Origin of the sequence: Blautia hansenii DSM 20583, from assembly GCF_002222595.2 — a bacterium.
Classification (GTDB): Bacteria; Bacillota; Clostridia; order Lachnospirales; family Lachnospiraceae; genus Blautia; species Blautia hansenii.
Map to the genome: position 1 here is coordinate 658,397 of NZ_CP022413.2, position 19,124 is coordinate 677,520.

16 protein-coding genes and 1 pseudogene are annotated in these 19,124 nt (G+C 39.6%); 14 read left to right on the forward strand and 3 right to left on the reverse strand.

All coding sequences use genetic code 11. The features are described from left to right. The first annotated feature begins 80 nt into the window (after positions 1-80). The 7 genes from CGC63_RS03195 (at position 81) to CGC63_RS03225 (ending at position 11,249) form a co-directional block, all read left to right on the forward strand. Positions 81-1,406: an MATE family efflux transporter gene (locus CGC63_RS03195; RefSeq protein ID WP_040351015.1), complete on the forward strand. Its 1,326-nt coding sequence runs from the start codon at positions 81-83 to the stop codon at positions 1,404-1,406. Positions 1,407-1,456: 50 nt separating this feature from the next. Further along, positions 1,457-4,111 (forward strand): translation factor GTPase family protein, encoded by a 2,655-nt coding sequence (locus CGC63_RS03200; RefSeq protein ID WP_052530422.1) that lies wholly within the window; start codon positions 1,457-1,459, stop codon positions 4,109-4,111. A 91-nt stretch (positions 4,112-4,202) separates the two neighbouring features. Beyond that, on the forward strand, positions 4,203-6,734 hold the full coding sequence (locus tag CGC63_RS03205) for an FAD-dependent oxidoreductase (protein ID WP_004220824.1): 2,532 nt from the start codon (positions 4,203-4,205) through the stop codon (positions 6,732-6,734). 117 nt (positions 6,735-6,851) lie between these two features. Next, positions 6,852-7,355, forward strand: a complete 504-nt coding sequence (locus tag CGC63_RS03210) for a GreA/GreB family elongation factor (protein WP_009247085.1) — start codon at positions 6,852-6,854, stop codon at positions 7,353-7,355. A gap of 99 nt (positions 7,356-7,454) precedes the next feature. Further along, entirely contained in the window at positions 7,455-9,215 is a 1,761-nt protein-coding gene (locus CGC63_RS03215) for a Na/Pi cotransporter family protein (protein WP_004220821.1), read from the forward strand. 22 nt (positions 9,216-9,237) lie between these two features. Further along, the gene (locus CGC63_RS03220; RefSeq protein WP_004220820.1) at positions 9,238-9,912 is read left to right on the forward strand and encodes a response regulator transcription factor; all 675 of its coding nucleotides are present in this window, start codon (positions 9,238-9,240) and stop codon (positions 9,910-9,912) included. Next, positions 9,909-11,249, forward strand: coding sequence for a sensor histidine kinase (locus tag CGC63_RS03225; protein ID WP_004220819.1), 1,341 nt, complete (start codon positions 9,909-9,911; stop codon positions 11,247-11,249). Before CGC63_RS03220 ends, CGC63_RS03225 begins: the two co-directional genes overlap by 4 nt. A 94-nt stretch (positions 11,250-11,343) precedes the next feature. Here the strand turns inward: CGC63_RS03225 and CGC63_RS03230 are convergent, their stop codons facing one another. Next, positions 11,344-11,535, reverse strand: a complete 192-nt coding sequence (locus tag CGC63_RS03230; protein ID WP_004220818.1) for a hypothetical protein — start codon at positions 11,533-11,535, stop codon at positions 11,344-11,346. 184 nt (positions 11,536-11,719) lie between these two features. On the opposite strand from CGC63_RS03230, the gene CGC63_RS03235 reads away from it, so the two are divergent. The 4 genes and pseudogenes from CGC63_RS03235 to CGC63_RS03250 all read left to right on the forward strand — a co-directional run bounded on the left by CGC63_RS03235 (position 11,720) and on the right by CGC63_RS03250 (position 13,745). Further along, the gene (locus CGC63_RS03235; protein WP_004220817.1) at positions 11,720-12,025 is read left to right on the forward strand and encodes an ArsR/SmtB family transcription factor; all 306 of its coding nucleotides are present in this window, start codon (positions 11,720-11,722) and stop codon (positions 12,023-12,025) included. A gap of 76 nt (positions 12,026-12,101) precedes the next feature. Beyond that, positions 12,102-13,115 (forward strand): permease, encoded by a 1,014-nt coding sequence (locus tag CGC63_RS03240; RefSeq protein ID WP_004220814.1) that lies wholly within the window; start codon positions 12,102-12,104, stop codon positions 13,113-13,115. Between the two features lie 16 nt (positions 13,116-13,131). Further along, positions 13,132-13,464 (forward strand): thioredoxin family protein, encoded by a 333-nt coding sequence (locus tag CGC63_RS03245; protein ID WP_004220813.1) that lies wholly within the window; start codon positions 13,132-13,134, stop codon positions 13,462-13,464. A 28-nt stretch (positions 13,465-13,492) separates the two neighbouring features. Continuing rightward, positions 13,493-13,745: pseudogene (locus tag CGC63_RS03250) on the forward strand (arsenate-mycothiol transferase ArsC). A 66-nt stretch (positions 13,746-13,811) separates the two neighbouring features. On the opposite strand, the gene CGC63_RS03255 reads toward CGC63_RS03250, so the two are convergent. Together CGC63_RS03255 and trkA are read right to left on the reverse strand one after the other, a co-directional pair. Then, positions 13,812-15,251 carry a TrkH family potassium uptake protein gene (locus tag CGC63_RS03255; RefSeq protein WP_004220808.1) on the reverse strand — a complete coding sequence of 480 codons (1,440 nt, stop codon included), beginning with the start codon at positions 15,249-15,251 and terminating at the stop codon, positions 13,812-13,814. Positions 15,252-15,266: 15 nt separating this feature from the next. Beyond that, positions 15,267-16,625, reverse strand: coding sequence for a Trk system potassium transporter TrkA (gene trkA, locus CGC63_RS03260; protein ID WP_004220805.1), 1,359 nt, complete (start codon positions 16,623-16,625; stop codon positions 15,267-15,269). A 170-nt stretch (positions 16,626-16,795) separates the two neighbouring features. Between trkA and CGC63_RS03265 the strand changes: the two genes are divergently transcribed. The 3 genes from CGC63_RS03265 to CGC63_RS03275 all read left to right on the forward strand — a co-directional run bounded on the left by CGC63_RS03265 (position 16,796) and on the right by CGC63_RS03275 (position 19,083). Further along, a complete protein-coding gene (locus CGC63_RS03265; RefSeq protein ID WP_004220803.1) occupies positions 16,796-16,990 on the forward strand; it encodes a DUF6472 family protein in 195 nt (64 codons plus the stop codon). A 77-nt stretch (positions 16,991-17,067) separates the two neighbouring features. Next, positions 17,068-18,360: a glutamate-5-semialdehyde dehydrogenase gene (locus CGC63_RS03270; RefSeq protein WP_009247078.1), complete on the forward strand. Its 1,293-nt coding sequence runs from the start codon at positions 17,068-17,070 to the stop codon at positions 18,358-18,360. Further along, on the forward strand, positions 18,361-19,083 hold the full coding sequence (locus CGC63_RS03275) for a CPBP family intramembrane glutamic endopeptidase (protein ID WP_004220792.1): 723 nt from the start codon (positions 18,361-18,363) through the stop codon (positions 19,081-19,083). The last annotated feature ends 41 nt before the right edge of the window (positions 19,084-19,124 follow it).

A 19,124-nucleotide genomic window follows, 5' to 3' on the forward strand; every position in this document is an offset into this window, starting at 1 on the left:
TAAGCTTGTAAAGACGGAATAGTTACTTTTCATAATCAGGCAGATTATGGTAAAATATGGAACAAAGAAAGGAGTGCATCATGCAGAAAGATTTAACACAAGGTTCGATTACAAAAACATTATTGCTTTTTGCAATGCCCATGATTGCGGGGGATTTATTGCAGCAATTTTATAACATAGCAGATACTTTGATTGTAGGGCGTTTTTTGGGAGCGGAAGCTTTGGCGGCAGTAGGATCCTCATACACGCTGATGACTTTTTTAACCTCCATACTTTTGGGGCTGTCAATGGGAAGCGGGGCAGTTTTTTCCATTCATTACGGAGAGAAAAATGAAGAAAAATTAAAAGAAAGTATGGCAGCGGCGTTTTGGCTGATTTTTGCAGTGGCATTAGCGCTGAATATATTTGTTTTTCTCTGTATCCATCCGATTATGAGCTTTTTGCAGGTTCCCGAAGAAATTTATGACATGATGCAAGAGTATCTTTGGATTGTCTTTTGGGGAATTTTTGCTTCTTTTTTATATAATTATTTTGCATCTTTGCTTCGTGCAGTGGGAAATTCAGTCGTACCGCTGGTATTTTTGGCAATAAGCGCTGTGCTGAATATTATTTTAGATTTATGGTTTGTCTTGGGGCTTAAATGGGGCGTGGCAGGAGCGGCAGCAGCTACTGTGTTTTCCCAGTATGTGGCAGGGATTGGAATATTCTTTTATAGTGGGATAAAACTGCCGTATTTTCGTGGCATTGGAAAATATATGCGCCCGAAATGGGAAATGATGAAGGAAATCGGACAATTTTCTTTTCTGACCTGTTTGCAGCAGTCGGTAATGAACTTGGGAATTCTCATGGTGCAGGGACTTGTAAACAGCTTTGGAACGGTAATTATGGCGGCTTTTGCGGCGGCTGTGAAAATTGACTCCTTTGCGTATATGCCTGTGCAGGACTTTGGAAATGCTTTTTCCACTTTTGTAGCGCAGAATTACGGAGCAGGAAGAATAGACAGAATAAAGAAAGGAATTAAGAAGGCAGTCAGCCTTTCTGTGGGTTTTTCTCTGTGTATTTCCGCTGTGGTATTTTTCTTTGCCAGACCTTTGATGACGATTTTTGTAAATGCCGAAGAAACAGCGATTTTAAGTGCGGGAGTGGAATATTTGCGAATAGAAGGCGCTTTTTACTGTGGTATCGGATGCCTGTTTTTGCTTTACGGATATTATCGTGCAGTGAAAAAGCCGGGAATGTCATTGATACTTACAGTGATTTCTCTTGGCACAAGAGTGGTTCTGGCTTATGTACTGTCTGCAATTCCTCAAATTGGAGTAACAGGAATTTGGTGGTCCGTACCCGTTGGATGGGGATTGGCTGATTTGGCAGGATTTTTATATTATAAAAGATTAGGGAAAGTTTAAGAACATTACTATTGCCCGAATTGATAATAGAAAAGATAGGAAGGGAAATTATGGAGACAAATCGTTTGGCAGTGGGGATTTTAGCTCACGTAGATGCGGGAAAGACAACTCTTGCAGAGGCAATTTTATATCATACAGGGAGTATTCGGAAGGTGGGGCGTGTAGACCATCAGGATGCGTTTTTAGATACGTATGCTTTGGAAAAGGAGAGAGGAATTACTATTTTTTCCAAGCAGGCAGGCTTTCAATTAAAGGAGAAGGAAATTGCTCTTTTAGATACGCCGGGACATGTGGATTTTTCGGCAGAAATGGAAAGAACTCTGCAAGTGCTGGACTATGCCGTTTTGGTAGTCAGCGGCGCTGACGGGGTACAGGGGCATGTACAGACTTTATGGAAGTTATTAAAGGAGTATGAAATTCCTGTATTTCTGTTTATCAACAAAATGGATCAGGAGGGCACAGACAGGGGAAAATTGCTTTTTGAAGTGCAAAACAGATTGGATAAGGGCTGTGTTGACTTTACTTTTGCCAAGGAAAACAGTTCGGAATTTTTGGAGGAGTTGGCAGTTTGTGATGAGCACGTTCTTGAGAAATATTTGGAACAGGGAGAAGTATCCACAGCAGATATTCAAGAAATGATAAGAAAACGACAGGTTTTTCCCTGTTATTTTGGATCGGCTTTAAAGCTTCAGGGTATTCAGGAGTTCTTAGAAGGGTTAGACGTATACACCAAATGTCCGGAGTACGGAGAAGCTTTTGCGGCAAGGGTGTTTAAAATTTCAAGAGATGAAAAAGGGAACAGACTGACGCATTTAAAGGTGACAGGGGGAACTTTAAAAGTAAAACAGATAGTCCAAGGAAAGGACTGGGAGGAGAAAGCAAACCAAATCCGTGTGTATGACGGTGCAGGCTTTTCTGCTGTAAATGAGGCCTTAGCGGGAAGCGTATGTGCGGTAACCGGACTTTCTCGTACTTTTGCAGGAGAATGTCTGGGAGAAGAGCAGATGGGAAAAGAGCCTGTTTTAACACCTGTGCTGACCTATGAAATTCAGCTTCCACAAGGCTGCGATGTGCACAATATGCTGAAAAATCTTCGTGAGTTGGAGGAGGAAGAACCATTACTGCATATTTTATGGAATGAACAGTTAGGAGAAATCCATGTACAGGTTATGGGAGAAGTGCAGATTGAAATTTTAAAAAGCATGATACAGGAGCGTTTTGGCGTTTCTGTGGAATTTGGCTCAGGAAATATTGTGTATAAAGAAACCATTGAAAATAAAGTAGAAGGAATTGGACATTTTGAGCCTTTGCGTCATTACGCAGAGGTACATCTGCTGTTAGAACCCTTAGAGCGTGGCATGGGGCTGGAATTTGCCTCAGGTTGCAGTGAGGATATGTTGGATAGGAATTGGCAGAGATTGGTGCTTACTCATTTGGAGGAAAAAGCTCACAGAGGCGTGCTTACCGGCTCTGAAATTACCGATATGAAAATTACCTTGATTGCAGGAAAAGCCCATACAAAGCATACGGAAGGCGGGGATTTCAGACAGGCAACTTATCGTGCGGTGCGTCAGGGGTTAAAAAAAGCAAACAGTATCCTGCTGGAGCCAGTGTATGAATATCGTCTGGAAGTGCCGCAGGATATGATTGGCAGAGCTATGACAGACATTCAGAAAATGTATGGAAGCTTTGACTCACCAAAGACAGAGGGAGAAATGTGTGTCCTTACAGGGGAAGCTCCTGTGGTAACCATGCGGGGCTATCAAAGAGAAGTGATTTCCTATACAAGGGGAACGGGAAGGCTGTTTTGTTCTTTAAAAGGATATGAGACTTGTCATAATACAGAAGAAGTGCTTGCCGAGATGAATTATAACTCCGAAAATGATTTGGAAAATCCAACAGGTTCTGTATTTTGTTCCCACGGCGCAGGCTTTCATGTAAGTTGGGATAAGGTAGACGAGTATGCCCATATTGATACGGGATGGGTGAAGGCGAAGAAAAAAAACACAGAAGAAGTTCCACGGACAAGCTTTTCTCAAATTCGATTAGATGAACAGGAGCTGGAAGAAATTTTTACCAGAACTTATGGTCCGATTAAGCGGGAAAGAAACGGATTTCAAAAAACTTCCCGTACAGTTACGGCAAAAGCAGGAGAGTCAAGACCGGTAAAAAAACAGCCGGAGAAGGAATATCTTCTGGTAGACGGCTATAATATTATTTTTGCATGGGAAGATTTAAACGAACTGGCAAAAGTAAATATTGAAGCAGCAAGAAGCAAATTGATGGATATTCTCTGCAATTATCAAGGATATAAGAAATGCACGCTCATTCTGGTGTTCGATGCCTATAAGGTAGAGGGAAATCAAGGCTCCATACAGAAATACCATAATATCCATGTGGTATATACAAAAGAGGCAGAAACAGCAGACCAATATATTGAAAAGACGGTTCATGAAATCGGACGAAAATACCATGTGACTGTTGCAACTTCCGATGCCATGGAGCAGGTGATTATTCTGGGACAGGGAGCTTCCAGAATGTCAGCAAAAAATCTGTTGGAGGAAATAGGATATATGAAAGAGGAAATTCGAGAATTTTATATTGAAAAGCAGAAAAAAAGCGGAACGTATCTTTTTGATAATCTTCCGGAAGAATGGACAGAATTTATGGAAGACGTGCGTTTGGGAAGAAAAAAATTCGAATAGTGAAAAAACAGTAGTATTTTTGTCCAGTTAGTATTATACTATAAATAACAGCGAAGAAAATCTGTAAATACACATAAAGGGGGTTTCCAAAATGGAATCACTGAAATTAAGAGAGAATTTTTATTGGACAGGGATTGTAGATGACAATTTGCGTGTGTTTGACATTATTATGTATACAGAATTTGGGACAACTTACAATTCTTATGTCATGAAGGCAGGAGACAAGACCGTTTTATTTGAGACAGCAAAGGCAAAATTTTTTGATGAATATTTAGAAAAACTGAAAGAGCTTACCGATGTAACGAAAATTGATTATCTGGTAGTCAGCCATACAGAGCCGGACCATGCAGGAAGTGTGGAAAAGCTTCTGGAAATCAATCCGGGAATGAAAATTATTGCAACAGGCTGTGCAGTAAACTTTTTGAAAGAAATCGTAAACGGTGAATTTACCGCTATCGTGGTAAAAGACAATCAGGAAATGAAAATCGGCGATAAGACACTGAAATTCCTTGTTGTGCCAAACCTTCACTGGCCTGACACCATGTATACTTACATTGAAGAGGAGCAGATTTTAGTAACCTGTGACTCTTTCGGTTCTCATTATGGCTTCCATGATATTCTGGTAAGTAAAGTTACAGACCACGAAGGCTACATGAGAGCTACAAAATATTATTTCGATAATATTATCGGACCTTTCAAGCCATATATGAAAAAAGCACTGGACAGAGTGCGCAAGCTGGATATTTCTATGATTTGTACAGGTCATGGACCTGTTCTGGATGCAAGAATTGATTTTATGCTGGATACTTATGAAGAATGGTGTACCGTAGTTAATCCAAATCCGAGAAAAACAGTAATTATTCCCTATGTAAGCGCTTATGGCTATACAAAACAGCTGGCAGAAACCATTGCCAAGGGTATCGAGGAGAGCGGTGATATTGATGTGCGCTGCTACGATATGGTAGAGGCTGAACAGGCAAAGGTACTGGAGGAGCTGGGCTTTGCAGACGGTATTCTCTTTGGTTCACCGACTATCGTTGGAGAAGCATTAAAGCCAATCTGGGATTTAACTACTTCCATTTTTGCGGGAACTCATGGCGGTAAGCTGGCAAGCGCTTTCGGAAGCTACGGATGGAGCGGCGAGGCTGTACCTCATTTAATCGAAAGACTGAAACAGTTAAAGATGAGAGTGCCGGATGAAGGCTTCCGTGTAAAATTCAAACCGGGAGAAGATAATTTAATCGATGCTTATGACTATGGATATAATTTCGGATGTCTTCTTCAGAATAAAGAGAATGTGAAGAAGGCAGCAGGAGCAAGAACGCTTGTAAAATGTCTTGTATGCGGAGAAATTTTTGACTCTTCTATGGAAATTTGTCCGGTATGCGGCGTTGGAAAAGAAAACTTTGTTGAAGTAGAGGTAGAAGAGAATACTTACCGCAATGATACAAAGGATTTCTATGTGGTTTTAGGCTCCGGCGCAGCAGGCTTTTACGCAGCTTCTGCTATTCGGGAAAGGGATAAAACAGGCTCTATTGTTATGGTATCCAATGAGCCATACCGTCCTTACAACCGCCCAATGCTGACAAAATCTCTTATGGCAGATTTGACAGAGGAGCAGATTGAAATTCAGAATGAAAAATGGTTCGAGGAGCAGAACATTCACCTTGTACTTGGAAAAGAGATTGAAGCCATTCATACAGATGCCAAAGAAGTGGTATTAGAAGGCGGCATGAAGCTGACTTATACAAAACTGGTTTATGCTCTTGGCTCAGAAAGCTTTATTCCTCCAATTCCGGGACATGACAAAGAAGGCGTAGCAGCTATTCGCCGTCTGGAGGACACCAGAAAGATTGACAAGATGTTGCCGGAAGTAAAAAATGTTGTGGTAATCGGCGGCGGCGTTTTAGGACTGGAAGCAGCGTGGGAGCTGAAAAAAGCAAAATGCAACGTAACTGTATTAGAGCTTGCTCCAAAGCTTATGGCACGTCAGCTTGACGATGCGGCAGGTGATATGCTGAAGCTTATCAGTGAAAATCAGGGTATCCAAATTCATACAGGCGTTCAGATTGAAGAAATTCAGGGCGACAGTCATGTAACAGGTGTAAAACTGGGAAGCGGAGAAGTTATTCCGGCAGAGCTGGTAATTATGTCCTGCGGTGTTCGCGCAAATACACAACTGGCAAAAGAAGCAGGCATTGAAATTGACAGAGGCGTGATTGTAAACGAGAAAATGGAAACAAATGTTTTCGGTATTTATGCTTGCGGCGACTGTGCTCAGTATAACAATATCAATTATGCAATCTGGCCACAGGCAGTAGAGCAGGGTAAAGTTGCAGGTGCAAGCGCAGCAGGTGATGAAGCCGTGTATGAAACAGTTCCGGCTGCTCTCAGCTTCCACGGAATGAAGACAGCGCTCTTTGCAGCAGGCGATAATGGCAAAAATCCAAATCTTATTTACAAAACAGTTGAATTTAAAGATATGGGTAAAAAACAGTACCGCAAATATTATTTCTTAAATAACAGACTTTGCGGCGTTATCCTTATCGGAGATGTAAGCCGCATGGCAGAGCTGACACAGGCATTGGAAAAACACAGCTCTTACAAAGAAATGATGAAATAAAAGATACGAGGTATCAGAATATGGGCAATTCTTCATTTATGGAAAGAAATGGGGATTGCCCATTTTTTCTGTAAGAGGTATACTAAAATGGAATAAATTTTAGAAAAGAGGATGGATATGGGAGAGCGTCTTACTGAAAATGATGTAAAGAAAATTCAGGCAGAAATAGAGTATAGAAAGCTGACTGTCCGCAAAGAAGCCATTGAGGCAGTGAAGGAGGCGAGAGCACAGGGGGATTTAAGCGAAAACTTTGAGTATTATGCGGCAAAGAAGGATAAAAACAAAAACGAGAGCCGTATTCGTTATCTGGAAAGAATGTTAAAGACAGCAGAAATTGTTTCCGAGGACTCAAAAGCAGATGAAGCAGGAATGAATAATGTGATTGAAGTGTACTTTGAGGATGATGATGAAACAGAAACCTATAAGCTGGTAACTTCTATCAGGGGAAATTCTCTGGATAATAAAATCAGTATTGAGTCGCCTCTTGGCAAGGCAATTTTAGGACATCGGGAAGGGGACAGAGTTTGGGTAAAAATCAATGAAAGCGCGGGCTACTATATTGTCATTAAGAAAATTTTGAAAAATACGGATGACACAGAAGATGAGATTAAAAGCTTTTAAAATTTTACATAGATTTAACATAACCCCCTAGAAATATTTATATAAACTTTATATAATGAGGAAAAAACCAAAGAATATAAGAGACAAAAGGAGAACAGAATGGACTTTTTTAGTGTTTTAAGTATGATTGGAGGTCTGGCGCTTTTCCTGTATGGAATGCACGTTATGGGAGACGGACTTTCCAAGGTTTCCGGTGGGAAAATGGAAAAGATTTTAGAGGGACTTACTTCCAATCCTTTAAAAGCAGTAGGGCTGGGCGCATTGGTAACGGCAGTTATTCAGTCATCTTCTGCAACTACGGTTATGGTGGTGGGATTTGTAAACTCCGGTATTATGAAGTTATCTCAGGCAGTGGGCGTAATTATGGGTGCAAATATCGGTACAACCATTACGTCTTGGATTTTGAGTCTTTCCGGAATTGAAAGCGACAGCTTTTTTATTCAGATGTTTAAGCCTACATCTTTTTCACCTATTTTGGCGATTATCGGTGTAGCTTTTCTGTTGTTTGCAAAAAGTGAAAAAAAGAAAGATATCGGTACGATTTTCCTTGGATTTGCAGTGCTGATGTTTGGTATGGACAGCATGAGTGCAGCAGTAAAACCATTGGCAGACGTACCGGAATTTACCGGAATTTTAACAGCATTTTCCAATCCGCTTTTAGGTATGCTGGCAGGCGCTCTGCTTACTGCGGTTATTCAGAGTTCTTCTGCATCCGTAGGTATTTTACAGGCGCTTTGCGTGACAGGAGCGGTAAGCTACGGCGTGGCAATTCCGATTATTTTAGGACAGAATATCGGTACTTGTGTAACTGCTCTGTTATCCGCTATCGGAGCAAAGAAAAATGCCAAAAGGGCAGCTATGGTACATTTGTATTTTAATATTATCGGTACAACCGTGTTCCTCATTGTATTTTACGGTTTAAATATGGTACTGCATTTCGAATTTTTGGGACAGGCGGCAGATGCGGCAGGTATTGCCGTTGCACATAGTGCATTTAATATATTTGCCACTGCTATTTTGCTTCCATTCTCATCAGGACTGGAGAAGCTGGCATGTCTTACTATCCGTGACGAGGAAGAAACAGAGCCTCAGTCTGAAGCAGCACAGCTTCTGGACGTACGTTTCTTGGAAAAACCGGCATTTGCTATGGAGCAGAGCCGTAATGCAGCGAAAAAAATGGCTGAAGCATCCAAAGAGTCTTTATTTACAGCATTATCCATGCTGGGAGATTACAGAGAGGCAGATGCAGAAAGAGTTGTTGCGGAAGAAAATAATGTGGATGAATACGAGGATGCTTTGGGAAGTTATCTTGTAAAATTAGGTCAGAAGGATTTAAATGTTCATGACAGCAGAGATTTATCCATTATTCTTCATTGTATCGGTGATTTTGAGAGAATTTCCGACCATGCCGTCAACATTATGGAGTCAGCAAAAGAGCTTCATGAGAAAGACCTTCGATTTTCTGAAAAAGCGCTGGAAGAGTTAAAGGTGATTTCAAAAGCAGTTGTAGATATTGTCAATATTTCTTATGACGTATTTGAAAACACAAATATTGAAAGTGCGAAAAAGGTAGAACCGCTGGAAGAAATTATCGATGAATTAAACAAAGAATTAAAATCACGTCATGTCAGACGATTAAGAGAAGGTAAATGTACCATTGAACAGGGATTTATCTTATCTGACATTACGACAAGCTTAGAGCGAATTGCAGACCACTGCTCCAATATTGCCGTTTGTATTTTGCAGGTGGCAGAGGACAGCTTCGATACACACAGCTACTTAAATGCAATAAAAAAAGAGGATAATGCAACCTTCCAGAGAAGAATGGAAGAAACAAGAAAGCAGTATCCACTGCCGTAACAGGGGAAGATGAGGAAGATACATGATTTATTGTGTAGAAGATGAACGAAATATCAGAGAGCTTCTGGTATATACCCTTGGAACTACCGGCTTTGAAGCAAAAGGCTTTGGAGACGGCAAGGAGTTTAAAAAGGCTTTAAAGGAAGAGCTTCCTGAGCTGATTTTATTGGATATTATGCTTCCGGGAGAAGATGGATACACTCTTTTGGAAGAGCTGAAAAAAGAACCCAGTACCAGTGAAATTCCTGTGATTATGGTGACTGCCAAGGAAGCGGAATATGACAAGGTACGGGGGCTGGAGGGCGGAGCAGATGATTACATCACAAAGCCTTTCGGAATGATGGAGTTTTTGGCAAGAGTCAAAGCAGTTCTTCGAAGAAGCAAAAAACATTCCTCCAAGAAGGAGTATCATTATAAAACCCTGACCGTAAATGTAGAACGTCATCAGGTCTTTGACAATGACAGAGCCGTGGAGCTGACGCTAAAGGAATTTGAGCTTTTGCGTTATCTGGTGGAAAATAAGGGCATTGTTTTAAGTCGTGATGAAATTTTAGAGAAAATATGGGGTTATGAATGTGCGGGAGAGACAAGAACCGTAGATGTACATATCAGAACTCTCAGACAAAAGCTGGGTGACTCAGGATTTTTAATCGAAACCGTAAGAGGCGTGGGTTATCGGATTGGGGACAGCCAATGAAACAAAGAATTATGAATAACGTAGGCGTGCTGGTGGCATTGGGAATTTTTTTGAGTTTCCTTGCCGCCAGCGGCATTATGTACGACAAATATAACAGCTATATGCAGCAGGATGTAAAAAACGAAGCTGAGTATATTCGTTATGGTCTGGAAAGCACAGGTATGGAATATCTGACACAGGAAACGGGGCAGCTTACTACCAGCAGAATTACTCTTTTAAATGCAGAAGGAAAGATTTTGTACGACTCAGAGCGCCATCCCGAAGAACTGGAAAATCACGGAAACCGTCCGGAAATTCAGGAGGCAATGGAAAAGGGAGAAGGAGAGCAAATTCGCTTTTCGGAAACCCTTTCAGACCAGACTTTTTATTATGCGGTAAAGCTGGATAACGGGGACATTTTAAGAGTTGCAAAAACAACGGACAGTGTTTTTCATACCATGGTTTCCAGTTTCACCCTTATGGGGATTTTGTTTTTAATTATTCTTGCGCTGGGTTTTCTTTTAATTGAAAGACAGACAAAAAAGCTGATAGAGCCTATTAACAGACTGGATTTGGAGCATCCGCTGAAGAATGTGGAATATGAAGAGCTGCGTCCTCTTTTGAACCGTGTAGATGAGCAGAATAAGCAGATTGCCAGTCAGGTAGAAGAATTAAAACAGGCAGAGGCGGTCCGCAGGGAATTTTCCGCAAATGTTTCTCATGAGCTGAAAACACCTTTGATGTCCATATCCGGTTATGCGGAGATTATGAAAAACGGCATGGTAAGACCACAGGATATATCCGAGTTTGCAGGACGTATTTATGACGAAGCAAGCCGTCTGACGAGCCTTGTGCAGGACATTATTGAAATCTCTAAATTAGATGAAAAAAGCGGAGAAATGCCTTTTGAAAATGTGGATATCTATGAAATTGCACAGGATATCTGTCAGAACTTAACTTTGCAGTCGAAAAAGAAAAATATAACTCTTTCCATAGAGGGAAGCAATGTGGAAATCTATGGAGTTCGCCACATTTTATATGAGATGTGTTACAATCTGGTGGATAATGCCATGAAATACAATCGAGAAGGTGGATATGTAAAGGTTTCTTTGAGTACCACAGAAGACCATGTGTGCTTTACTGTGGAAGATAACGGAATCGGAATTGCCAAAGAAGAGCAAGAGCGAATTTTCGAACGTTTTTATCGGGTGGATAAGAGCCATTCCAGAAAAACAGGAGGAACCGGTCTGGGGCTTTCTATTGTAAAACACGGAGCAGCGCTGCATCATGCTCAGATTACTTTAAACAGCGAGCCTGAGAAAGGAACAAAAATACAGGTTTTCTTTAAGAAATCATAAGAAATATAAAATTATAAGGAGTTGTCGCTTTGAAAGCTTATTCAGAAATATTTCCGAATAGGACCTAAAGCAATAGCTCCTTTTTGTGTGTTCATTATTTTTCTCTATGAAAGATATTCATAACACCGGCGAGTAAAAGAAATCCACCTACAAGACCACATACGATACGGTCACTGTATCCGTTTAAAAAAGTAAAAACCTTGGGCGGCTGAAAAGCAAAAGAAAGAAGTAGAATACCTAATAGCAGCATTAAAATAATGCCAAGAAATTTTCCTGTTTTATTCATGTTGTATACCTCCGAAAGTAGGGATTTATAAACCTTTCTTTAAAGGGAATTATACCACTCTTAGTCTTAAGAGGGAAGGAAATTTGAAAACATATTAAAATATTTTGATATGAGGTATTGACAAATCTATTTATCAGATTTAGAATATATACATCAAAAAAAATTGATGTGAGGAGTGGTGATAATGACTGATTTTTCAAAGGATGCGAAAATATTCAAGGCTCTCTGCGATACAAAAAGATTAACTATTTTAGACTACCTGAAAAGTGGAGAAAAATGCGCATGTGTTCTAATCGAAAATATGAACATAGGACAGTCAGCCCTGTCTTATCACATGAAAATACTTTGCGACTCTGGCATTGTTATTGCAAGACAAGAGGGAAAGTGGACGCATTACAGCCTCAGTAAAAGCGGAAGCGAATATGCCTCAAAACGATTGTTAGAATTAACAACACCAAATATTGAAAACCAATCAAGCTGTTGTAAATAAAGGTCATCGGAAGATGGCTTTTATAAAAAATTTTCACATCAAAAAAAATTGATATGTTAGATAGAGGAGGGATTTTTTGGAAGTATTAAATACAATATGGTTATTTTTTCAAGACCAAATATTAGGCATGAAATGGTTAAATGGTTTTATCGGGCAGGGACTGTCATTGATAGGGGGAGACCTTAACAGTTGTTTAAGGGGAAGCGTTCAGTTTTTTCTATACGATGTAATCAAAATTACAATTTTATTATGTTTGCTGATTTTTTTTATTTCGTATATTCAAAGTTACTTTCCGCCAGAACGAAGCAAGGAAATTCTAGGACGTTTTCATGGTATCGGAGCTAATGCTATATCCGCATTGCTGGGAACGGTTACACCATTTTGCTCCTGTTCTTCTATTCCGTTATTTATCGGGTTTACAAGCGCAGGATTACCGTTAGGCGTAACTTTTTCTTTTTTGATTTCTTCCCCTATGGTGGATTTGGGAAGTCTTGTATTGCTAATGAGTATTTTGGGTACAAAGGTGGCTTTTGCTTATGTAATTGTCGGTTTGATAATAGCTGTAATTGGCAGTAGTTTAATTGAAAAATTACACATGGAAAAATATGTGGAGGATTTCGTCAAAAATGCGGGCAGAGTTGATATTAGTTCTCCTGTCTTAACGAAAAAGGATAGAGTTCAATATGCGAAAGAACAGGTTGTGGGAACATTCAAAAAGGTATTTTCATATATTCTGATTGGCGTAGGTATTGGTGCAATTATTCATAACTGGATACCGGAAATATGGATTGAAAATATTTTGGGAAGTAATAATCCATTTGGAGTTATTTTAGCCACACTTGTGGGAATACCTATGTATGCTGATATTTTTGGAACAATTCCGGTTGCAGAGGCTTTGCTTGCAAAAGGAGCACAGTTGGGTACAATTTTATCATTTATGATGGCAGTAACAACACTTAGTTTACCGTCTTTAATCATGCTGAAAAAAGCAGTAAAGCCTAAATTATTGGCTCTATTTATTGCCATTTGTACGTTTGGGATTATCCTTGTAGGCTATCTGTTTAATATTTTTAGTACACTATTTATTTGAAAGGAGAGAATAAGAAATGAAATTATTTGGAAAGAAAAAAGAAACAAAAACATGTTGCTGTGGTGGAAATTGCACATCAGAAACAATGGAAAATGCAGAAAGTAAAAAACAAGAGAAGGGTATTAAAATACTGGGTTCAGGCTGTATAAAATGTATGGAATTAGAAAAAACAGCCAGAACGGCAATATCTGAGCTTCAATTAGACTACGAGATTGACCATGTAACAGACTTTGTGGAAATAGCCGGTTATGGAGTTATGTCTACACCGGCATTAGTGATTGACGGAGAAGTAATATCTTATGGAAAAGTATTGAAGGTAGAAGAAGTGAAAGAATTGTTGATGAAATAATAAAACAGCGAAAGGTTGGTAATTTATAATGAAAAAACCTAAAGTAGCTTTTGTATGTGTTCATAATTCCTGCCGTAGTCAAATTGCTGTCTGAAATACCTCCGGTAGATATTGTAATTACAATGGGATGTAATGTAAATTGTCCTATAATACCATGCCAATATAGAGAAGATTGGGGATTGAATGATCCTACCGGAAAGGATGACGTTGAATTTTCAAAAACGATACATGCAATCCATGCAAGAATACTTGAATTAGCAGAGAAAATAAAAAAGAGTTGATACATTGAGTGGTATCCGAAATATATAGATACTCGGAATACGTCTTTCATGTAACAACTCTTTATTTTAATACTTCTTCCATGTTTCCCTTACAAACAACAATAACATTGGGAATAATTCCAGTCTTCCGGCAAGCATATCAAAAGTAAGCACCAGCTTTGCACCATTGGAGAAAATGGAAAAGTTCTGTGTCGGACCGACTAATTCCAATCCGGGTCCGATGTTATTCAGTGCTGCGGAAACACCGGTAAAGTTTGTTACCATATCCAGTCCGTCAAAACTGATAAGGAGAATGGAAAGGGCAAAAACTAAAACATAGGCAATCAGAAATACATTTGTAGAACGAACAACCTCATGCTCCAAGGTATGGCCGTCCAGCTTTAATTTGCGGACACTGCGAGGATGAAGTAAGGTATGGAGTTCTTTTTTTATTGTTTTAATTAAAATAATGAAACGTGACACTTTAATACCGCCGCCGGTACTTCCTGCACATGCACCGATAAACATCAGAAGAACCAAAATAGTTCTGGAAGCCTGCGGCCACAGGTTAAAGTCCGTAGTTGCATATCCGGTAGTAGTGATAATGGAGCCTACCTGAAAGGCTGCGTGGCGCAAAGCCTCTCCCACACCGGAATAAAGGTGGGCAATATTTAACGTAATTACTGCGATAGATGCAAAAATAATTCCGAAGTAACAGCGAACCTCCTCCATACGGAAAGCCTGCGTAAATTTTCTGCACCAGATTAAAAAGTAAGCGTTAAAGTTGACGCCAAATAAAATCATGAAAACAGTTACAACAATCTGTATATAGGGAGAGTAACCTCCGATACTGTCATTTTTAATACCAAATCCACCGGTACCTGCAGTACCAAAGCTGGTTGTCAAAGAGTCAAACAAAGGCATTCCCCCTGCCAATAGCAGAAGAATTTCTACGGTTGTTAAAACAATATAGATAATATAAAGGATTTTAGCTGTGGAACGTACCGTAGGACGCAGCTTGCTCACAGACGGACCGGGACTTTCTGCTTTCATAAGGTTCATGTGTGAGCCACCGTGCATTTCCATGAAAGTAAGAAGAAAGACCAGCACACCCATACCGCCAATCCAGTGGGTAAAACTTCGCCACATAAGCATGCAGTGGGGAAGCACTTCCACATCCTTTAAAATACTGGCTCCGGTTGTGGTAAAACCGGAAACTGTTTCAAAAAGAGCATCAATGGGATTGCTTATCACACCGCTGAAAAGAAAAGGAAGTCCTCCCATAAAACTCAGTACAATCCAGCTCAGTGCAACCGATACAAAGCCTTCCTTTACATAAAAAACCGTATTTTTCGTTTTTTTTCGTGTTAGAACTGCGCCGACCAATACACATAAAAGCGCAGTAAATACAAAGGACCAGCCGCTGTATTCCTGATAAATAAGGGCTGTAAAGCAGGGAAGAAGCATGAAAGCTGCTTCAAAATACAATACCCTGCCGATAATGGATTTTACAATTAAGTAATTCATAATATCTCCTGATTGTTATTTTTTCAGAATGTCTTTTAAGTCACGTAAACCCGGAATAGATGTTACAACAACTACCGTATCCCCTACCTGAATAGTATCCTGTCCCCTTGGAATTTGGATATTGCCGTTTCGATTGATGCAGGCAATTAACAGATTATCTTTTAAATTTAAATCAGATAAAGGTGTATTGGTAATTGAGGAGCTTTCCTTTACAGCAAATTCCAGAGCCTCTGCCTGTCCGTCTAAAATATGGTAAAGAGTTTCTACATTGCTGCTTAAAGAGTTTTCCATAGCACGCACATAGCGCAGAATATAGTCCGCAGTAATGTATTTCGGATAAATGACACTTCCCAAATCCAGTCCATCAATAATATCATCAAAAGCAATACGATTTACCTTTGTAATCAGCTTGGCATGAGAGTTTTTCTTGGCAAACAGAGAAAGGAGGATATTTTCCTCGTCCATATTGGTAAGTGTAACAAAAGCTTCTGTCTGTGTAAGTCCTTCCTCTAAGAGAAGCTTTTTATCTGTTCCGTCACCGCAGATAACGGTAATTCTAGGCAAAAGCTCACTTAATTCCTCGCAGCGGGAAACGTTGGACTCTACCATACGCACATGGATTTTCAATTCGTCAAGAAGTGCTGCCAGATAGTACCCTAAGGTTCCTCCGCCTACAATCATGGCATTTTTTACCTGATTTGTGGTTACGCCTATTTTTTTGAAAAATTTTGCAGAATTGGCAGGGGAGGCAATGATAGAAATAAAATCATAGTCCTTTAATACAAAATTTCCGGACGGAATAAACACTTCACTGTCTCTTTCCACACCACAGATTAAAACATTACATTTCAGGTTATCTACGATTTCCATAACGGAAAGTCCGTCTAAACGAAACTCCGGCAGAATTTTAAATTTCATCAATTCCACTCTGCCCTTCGCAAAGGTGTCAAGCTTAATGGCAGACGGAAAACGCAGAAGTCTGGAGATTTCCATTGCCGCAGAGTATTCTGGATTGATAATCATAGAAATACCAAGACTTTTTCGGATAAAATTCCTTTCTTTGTTATAAATCGGATTGCGGACACGGGCAATGGTGTGGCATTTACTCACTTTTTTTGCAATGACACAGCAGAGTAGATTTAATTCGTCAGAGCCTGTAACAGCAATTAAAATATGGGCATCCTCAACGCCGGCTTCGGAAAGCACATTAACACTGGAGCCATTTCCGGCAATACCCATAACGTCAATGCTTTCGGAAAGCTGTTGGATTTTTCGTGGGTTTGTGTCGATAACCACAAGGTCATGCTGCTCGTAACTGAGCTGTTCAGCTAAGGTGCTTCCAATCTTGCCGCAGCCCACAATAATAATCTTCATAAGAACCTCCAAATGTTATTAAAATAATATAAAGAAAATAAGAATGACATAAAGATTATATAAAAATCAAGTTTCATTATAGCACTAATAAGTATATTTGCAATGAGTATTTGACAAAGAATATGGTTTTTGATATATCTGAATAGAAAGCACAGAAAGGGAATGAAAAAATGGAAAAAAAATTAGGAAAAACAGCAGGCTGTGAGTATTGCAGCAATTATATTTACGATGAAGATTTAGGATATTATGTTTGTGATGTGAATTTAGATGAAGATGAGATGAGCCGCTTTTTATCAGATACTTTTTATAATTGCCCATATTTCCAAATGGAAGATGAATATAAGATTGTTAGAAAGCAGATGTAGAAAACGTTGCGCTTGGCAGGCAAAGAGACTATAATGAAACAACAAGTGACCTATGGATTGAGTAAAGGATGAAGATTATGAATATCAGAAATGAAGTAAGAAAGATGAAGGAAGACAGTCCGAAAATGGCTGCACTTTCTTTGGAAACCAGAAATCAGGCATTAAAAGCAGCAGCTTTGGCATTGCAGGAGCATAAAGAAGAAATTTTTCAGGCAAACAAAGAAGACATGGAAGCTGCGAAAGCAGCGCAAGTTTTACCCTCTGTAATGAAAAGACTGAAATTTGATGAGGAAAAATTAAAAGCGGTCACAGAAGGGATGGAGCAATTAAGAAAACTTCCCGACCCACTTTCAAAAGTACAGCTTGCAAGGAAATTAGATGAAAATTTAAATCTGTATCGGGTAACCTGTCCCATTGGAGTAATCGGCGTTATTTTTGAGGCAAGACCGGATGCGCTGGTACAGATATCCTCTCTTTGTATCAAAAGCGGAAATTGTGCTGTATTAAAGGGTGGAAAAGAAACAGCACGGACAAATAAGGTTTTATTCGAGATTATTTATCAGGCTGTGACGAAATGCGGTCTGCCAAAAGGCTGTATGCTTCAGGCAGAGCAGCATCAGGAAATTGATGAGCTCCTTTCCTGCCATGACTGTGTGGATTTGCTAATTCCAAGAGGCTCTAACAGCTTTGTACAGTATATTATGAACCATACAAAAATTCCGGTTATGGGACACGCAGACGGAGTATGTCATATTTATGTAGATAATTCTTATGATATCAAGAAGGCAATCCCTGTGCTTGTTGATGCCAAGACACAGTATACGGCAGCTTGTAATGCAGTGGAGACCTTGCTGGTAAACAGACAGATTGCACAGGAATTCCTGACGGAGGCAGAAAAAGCTCTCAAAGCAGCAGGCGTAAGTATAAGAGGAACAAAAGAAGTACAGCAGATGATAGAATGTGAAGAAATGCAGGAAGAAGATTTTCATACAGAGTATTTAGACATGACGATTTCTGTGAAAATTGTAGAAGATGTAGAGGAAGCAATTTATCACATTAACAAGTATGGTTCTCATCATACAGATTGTATTTTAAGTGAAAATCAGGAAAATGTAGAAAAGTTTATGCAGCTTGTGGACTCTGCAGGGGTGTATCATAATTGTTCCACCAGATTTGCAGACGGTTTCCGCTATGGATTTGGAGCAGAAGTGGGGATTAGCACAGGAAAAATTCATGCCAGAGGACCGGTAGGGCTGGAAGGTCTGGTAACTTATAAATATAAGCTATTCGGACAGGGACAGACAGTACAGGATTATGCTTTGGGAAAGAAAGCATTTCACTTTGAAGAAATAAACGAGGAAGAGAAATAAATGGAGAAATCAAAAGCAATCTTACAAAGTCTTTTGCCTGTTGTCATGTGGCTTGCCATTCAGAGTGTGGTAAGTCTTGTATTTTTATTCTGGAGAGATTATCCTCCTTATTTTGATGGGGTGCTGATTAATTCTGTGACACTGCTTATCGGTGGATTTTGGTATCAAAGTCTGAAAAAGAAGGAAGATACAGCTCAGATTGCGGTTTCACCAACAGGGTGGATAGGTCTTGCTCTTTTAGGGGGCGCAATTCAGTTCTGCACAAGCTTTGCACTCACCGGAATTTCCGGTCTGTTTCCTCAGGAGATGGAAAATTACGGAGAGGTTATGGAAAGTTTGGGAATGTACAGCCCTACCTTTTTCTCCATAGTATATACCATGCTTTTAGCGCCTTTTGTAGAGGAATTGATTTTCAGAGGGCTGACCTTAAAAATATTGGAAAAATCCTTTCCGTTCTGGGTTGCCAATATTTTACAAGCATTGTATTTCGGAATAATACACGGCAATATTATTCAGTCCTCCTATGCCTTTTTCGCAGGTTTGTTATTTGGCGCTGTAATGTATAAATATAAAAGTTTAAAATGTGTAATCTGGTGTCATTTCTTTGTAAATTTCTTAGGTACGGCTTTAGGAATGTTTCCTATTCCATTATGGCTGGGAGTTGTCCTTACCATAGTGCCTTTAGGAATTTTGTGGGGAATGAAAAAAAGAAGTTGTGTTTAAAGCACAGCTTCTTTTTTAAAAACTGCTTGACAAAGAAAATT

Coding starts and splice junctions, on each gene's coding strand:
- CGC63_RS03195 (WP_040351015.1), top strand. CDS start 81: ATGCAGAAAGATTTAACACAAGGTTCGATTACAAAAACATTATTGCTT.
- CGC63_RS03200 (WP_052530422.1), top strand. CDS start 1,457: ATGGAGACAAATCGTTTGGCAGTGGGGATTTTAGCTCACGTAGATGCG.
- CGC63_RS03205 (WP_004220824.1), top strand. CDS start 4,203: ATGGAATCACTGAAATTAAGAGAGAATTTTTATTGGACAGGGATTGTA.
- CGC63_RS03210 (WP_009247085.1), top strand. CDS start 6,852: ATGGGAGAGCGTCTTACTGAAAATGATGTAAAGAAAATTCAGGCAGAA.
- CGC63_RS03215 (WP_004220821.1), top strand. CDS start 7,455: ATGGACTTTTTTAGTGTTTTAAGTATGATTGGAGGTCTGGCGCTTTTC.
- CGC63_RS03220 (WP_004220820.1), top strand. CDS start 9,238: ATGATTTATTGTGTAGAAGATGAACGAAATATCAGAGAGCTTCTGGTA.
- CGC63_RS03225 (WP_004220819.1), top strand. CDS start 9,909: ATGAAACAAAGAATTATGAATAACGTAGGCGTGCTGGTGGCATTGGGA.
- CGC63_RS03230 (WP_004220818.1), bottom strand. CDS start 11,535: ATGAATAAAACAGGAAAATTTCTTGGCATTATTTTAATGCTGCTATTA.
- CGC63_RS03235 (WP_004220817.1), top strand. CDS start 11,720: ATGACTGATTTTTCAAAGGATGCGAAAATATTCAAGGCTCTCTGCGAT.
- CGC63_RS03245 (WP_004220813.1), top strand. CDS start 13,132: ATGAAATTATTTGGAAAGAAAAAAGAAACAAAAACATGTTGCTGTGGT.
- CGC63_RS03255 (WP_004220808.1), bottom strand. CDS start 15,251: ATGAATTACTTAATTGTAAAATCCATTATCGGCAGGGTATTGTATTTT.
- trkA (WP_004220805.1), bottom strand. CDS start 16,625: ATGAAGATTATTATTGTGGGCTGCGGCAAGATTGGAAGCACCTTAGCT.
- CGC63_RS03265 (WP_004220803.1), top strand. CDS start 16,796: ATGGAAAAAAAATTAGGAAAAACAGCAGGCTGTGAGTATTGCAGCAAT.
- CGC63_RS03270 (WP_009247078.1), top strand. CDS start 17,068: ATGAATATCAGAAATGAAGTAAGAAAGATGAAGGAAGACAGTCCGAAA.
- CGC63_RS03275 (WP_004220792.1), top strand. CDS start 18,361: ATGGAGAAATCAAAAGCAATCTTACAAAGTCTTTTGCCTGTTGTCATG.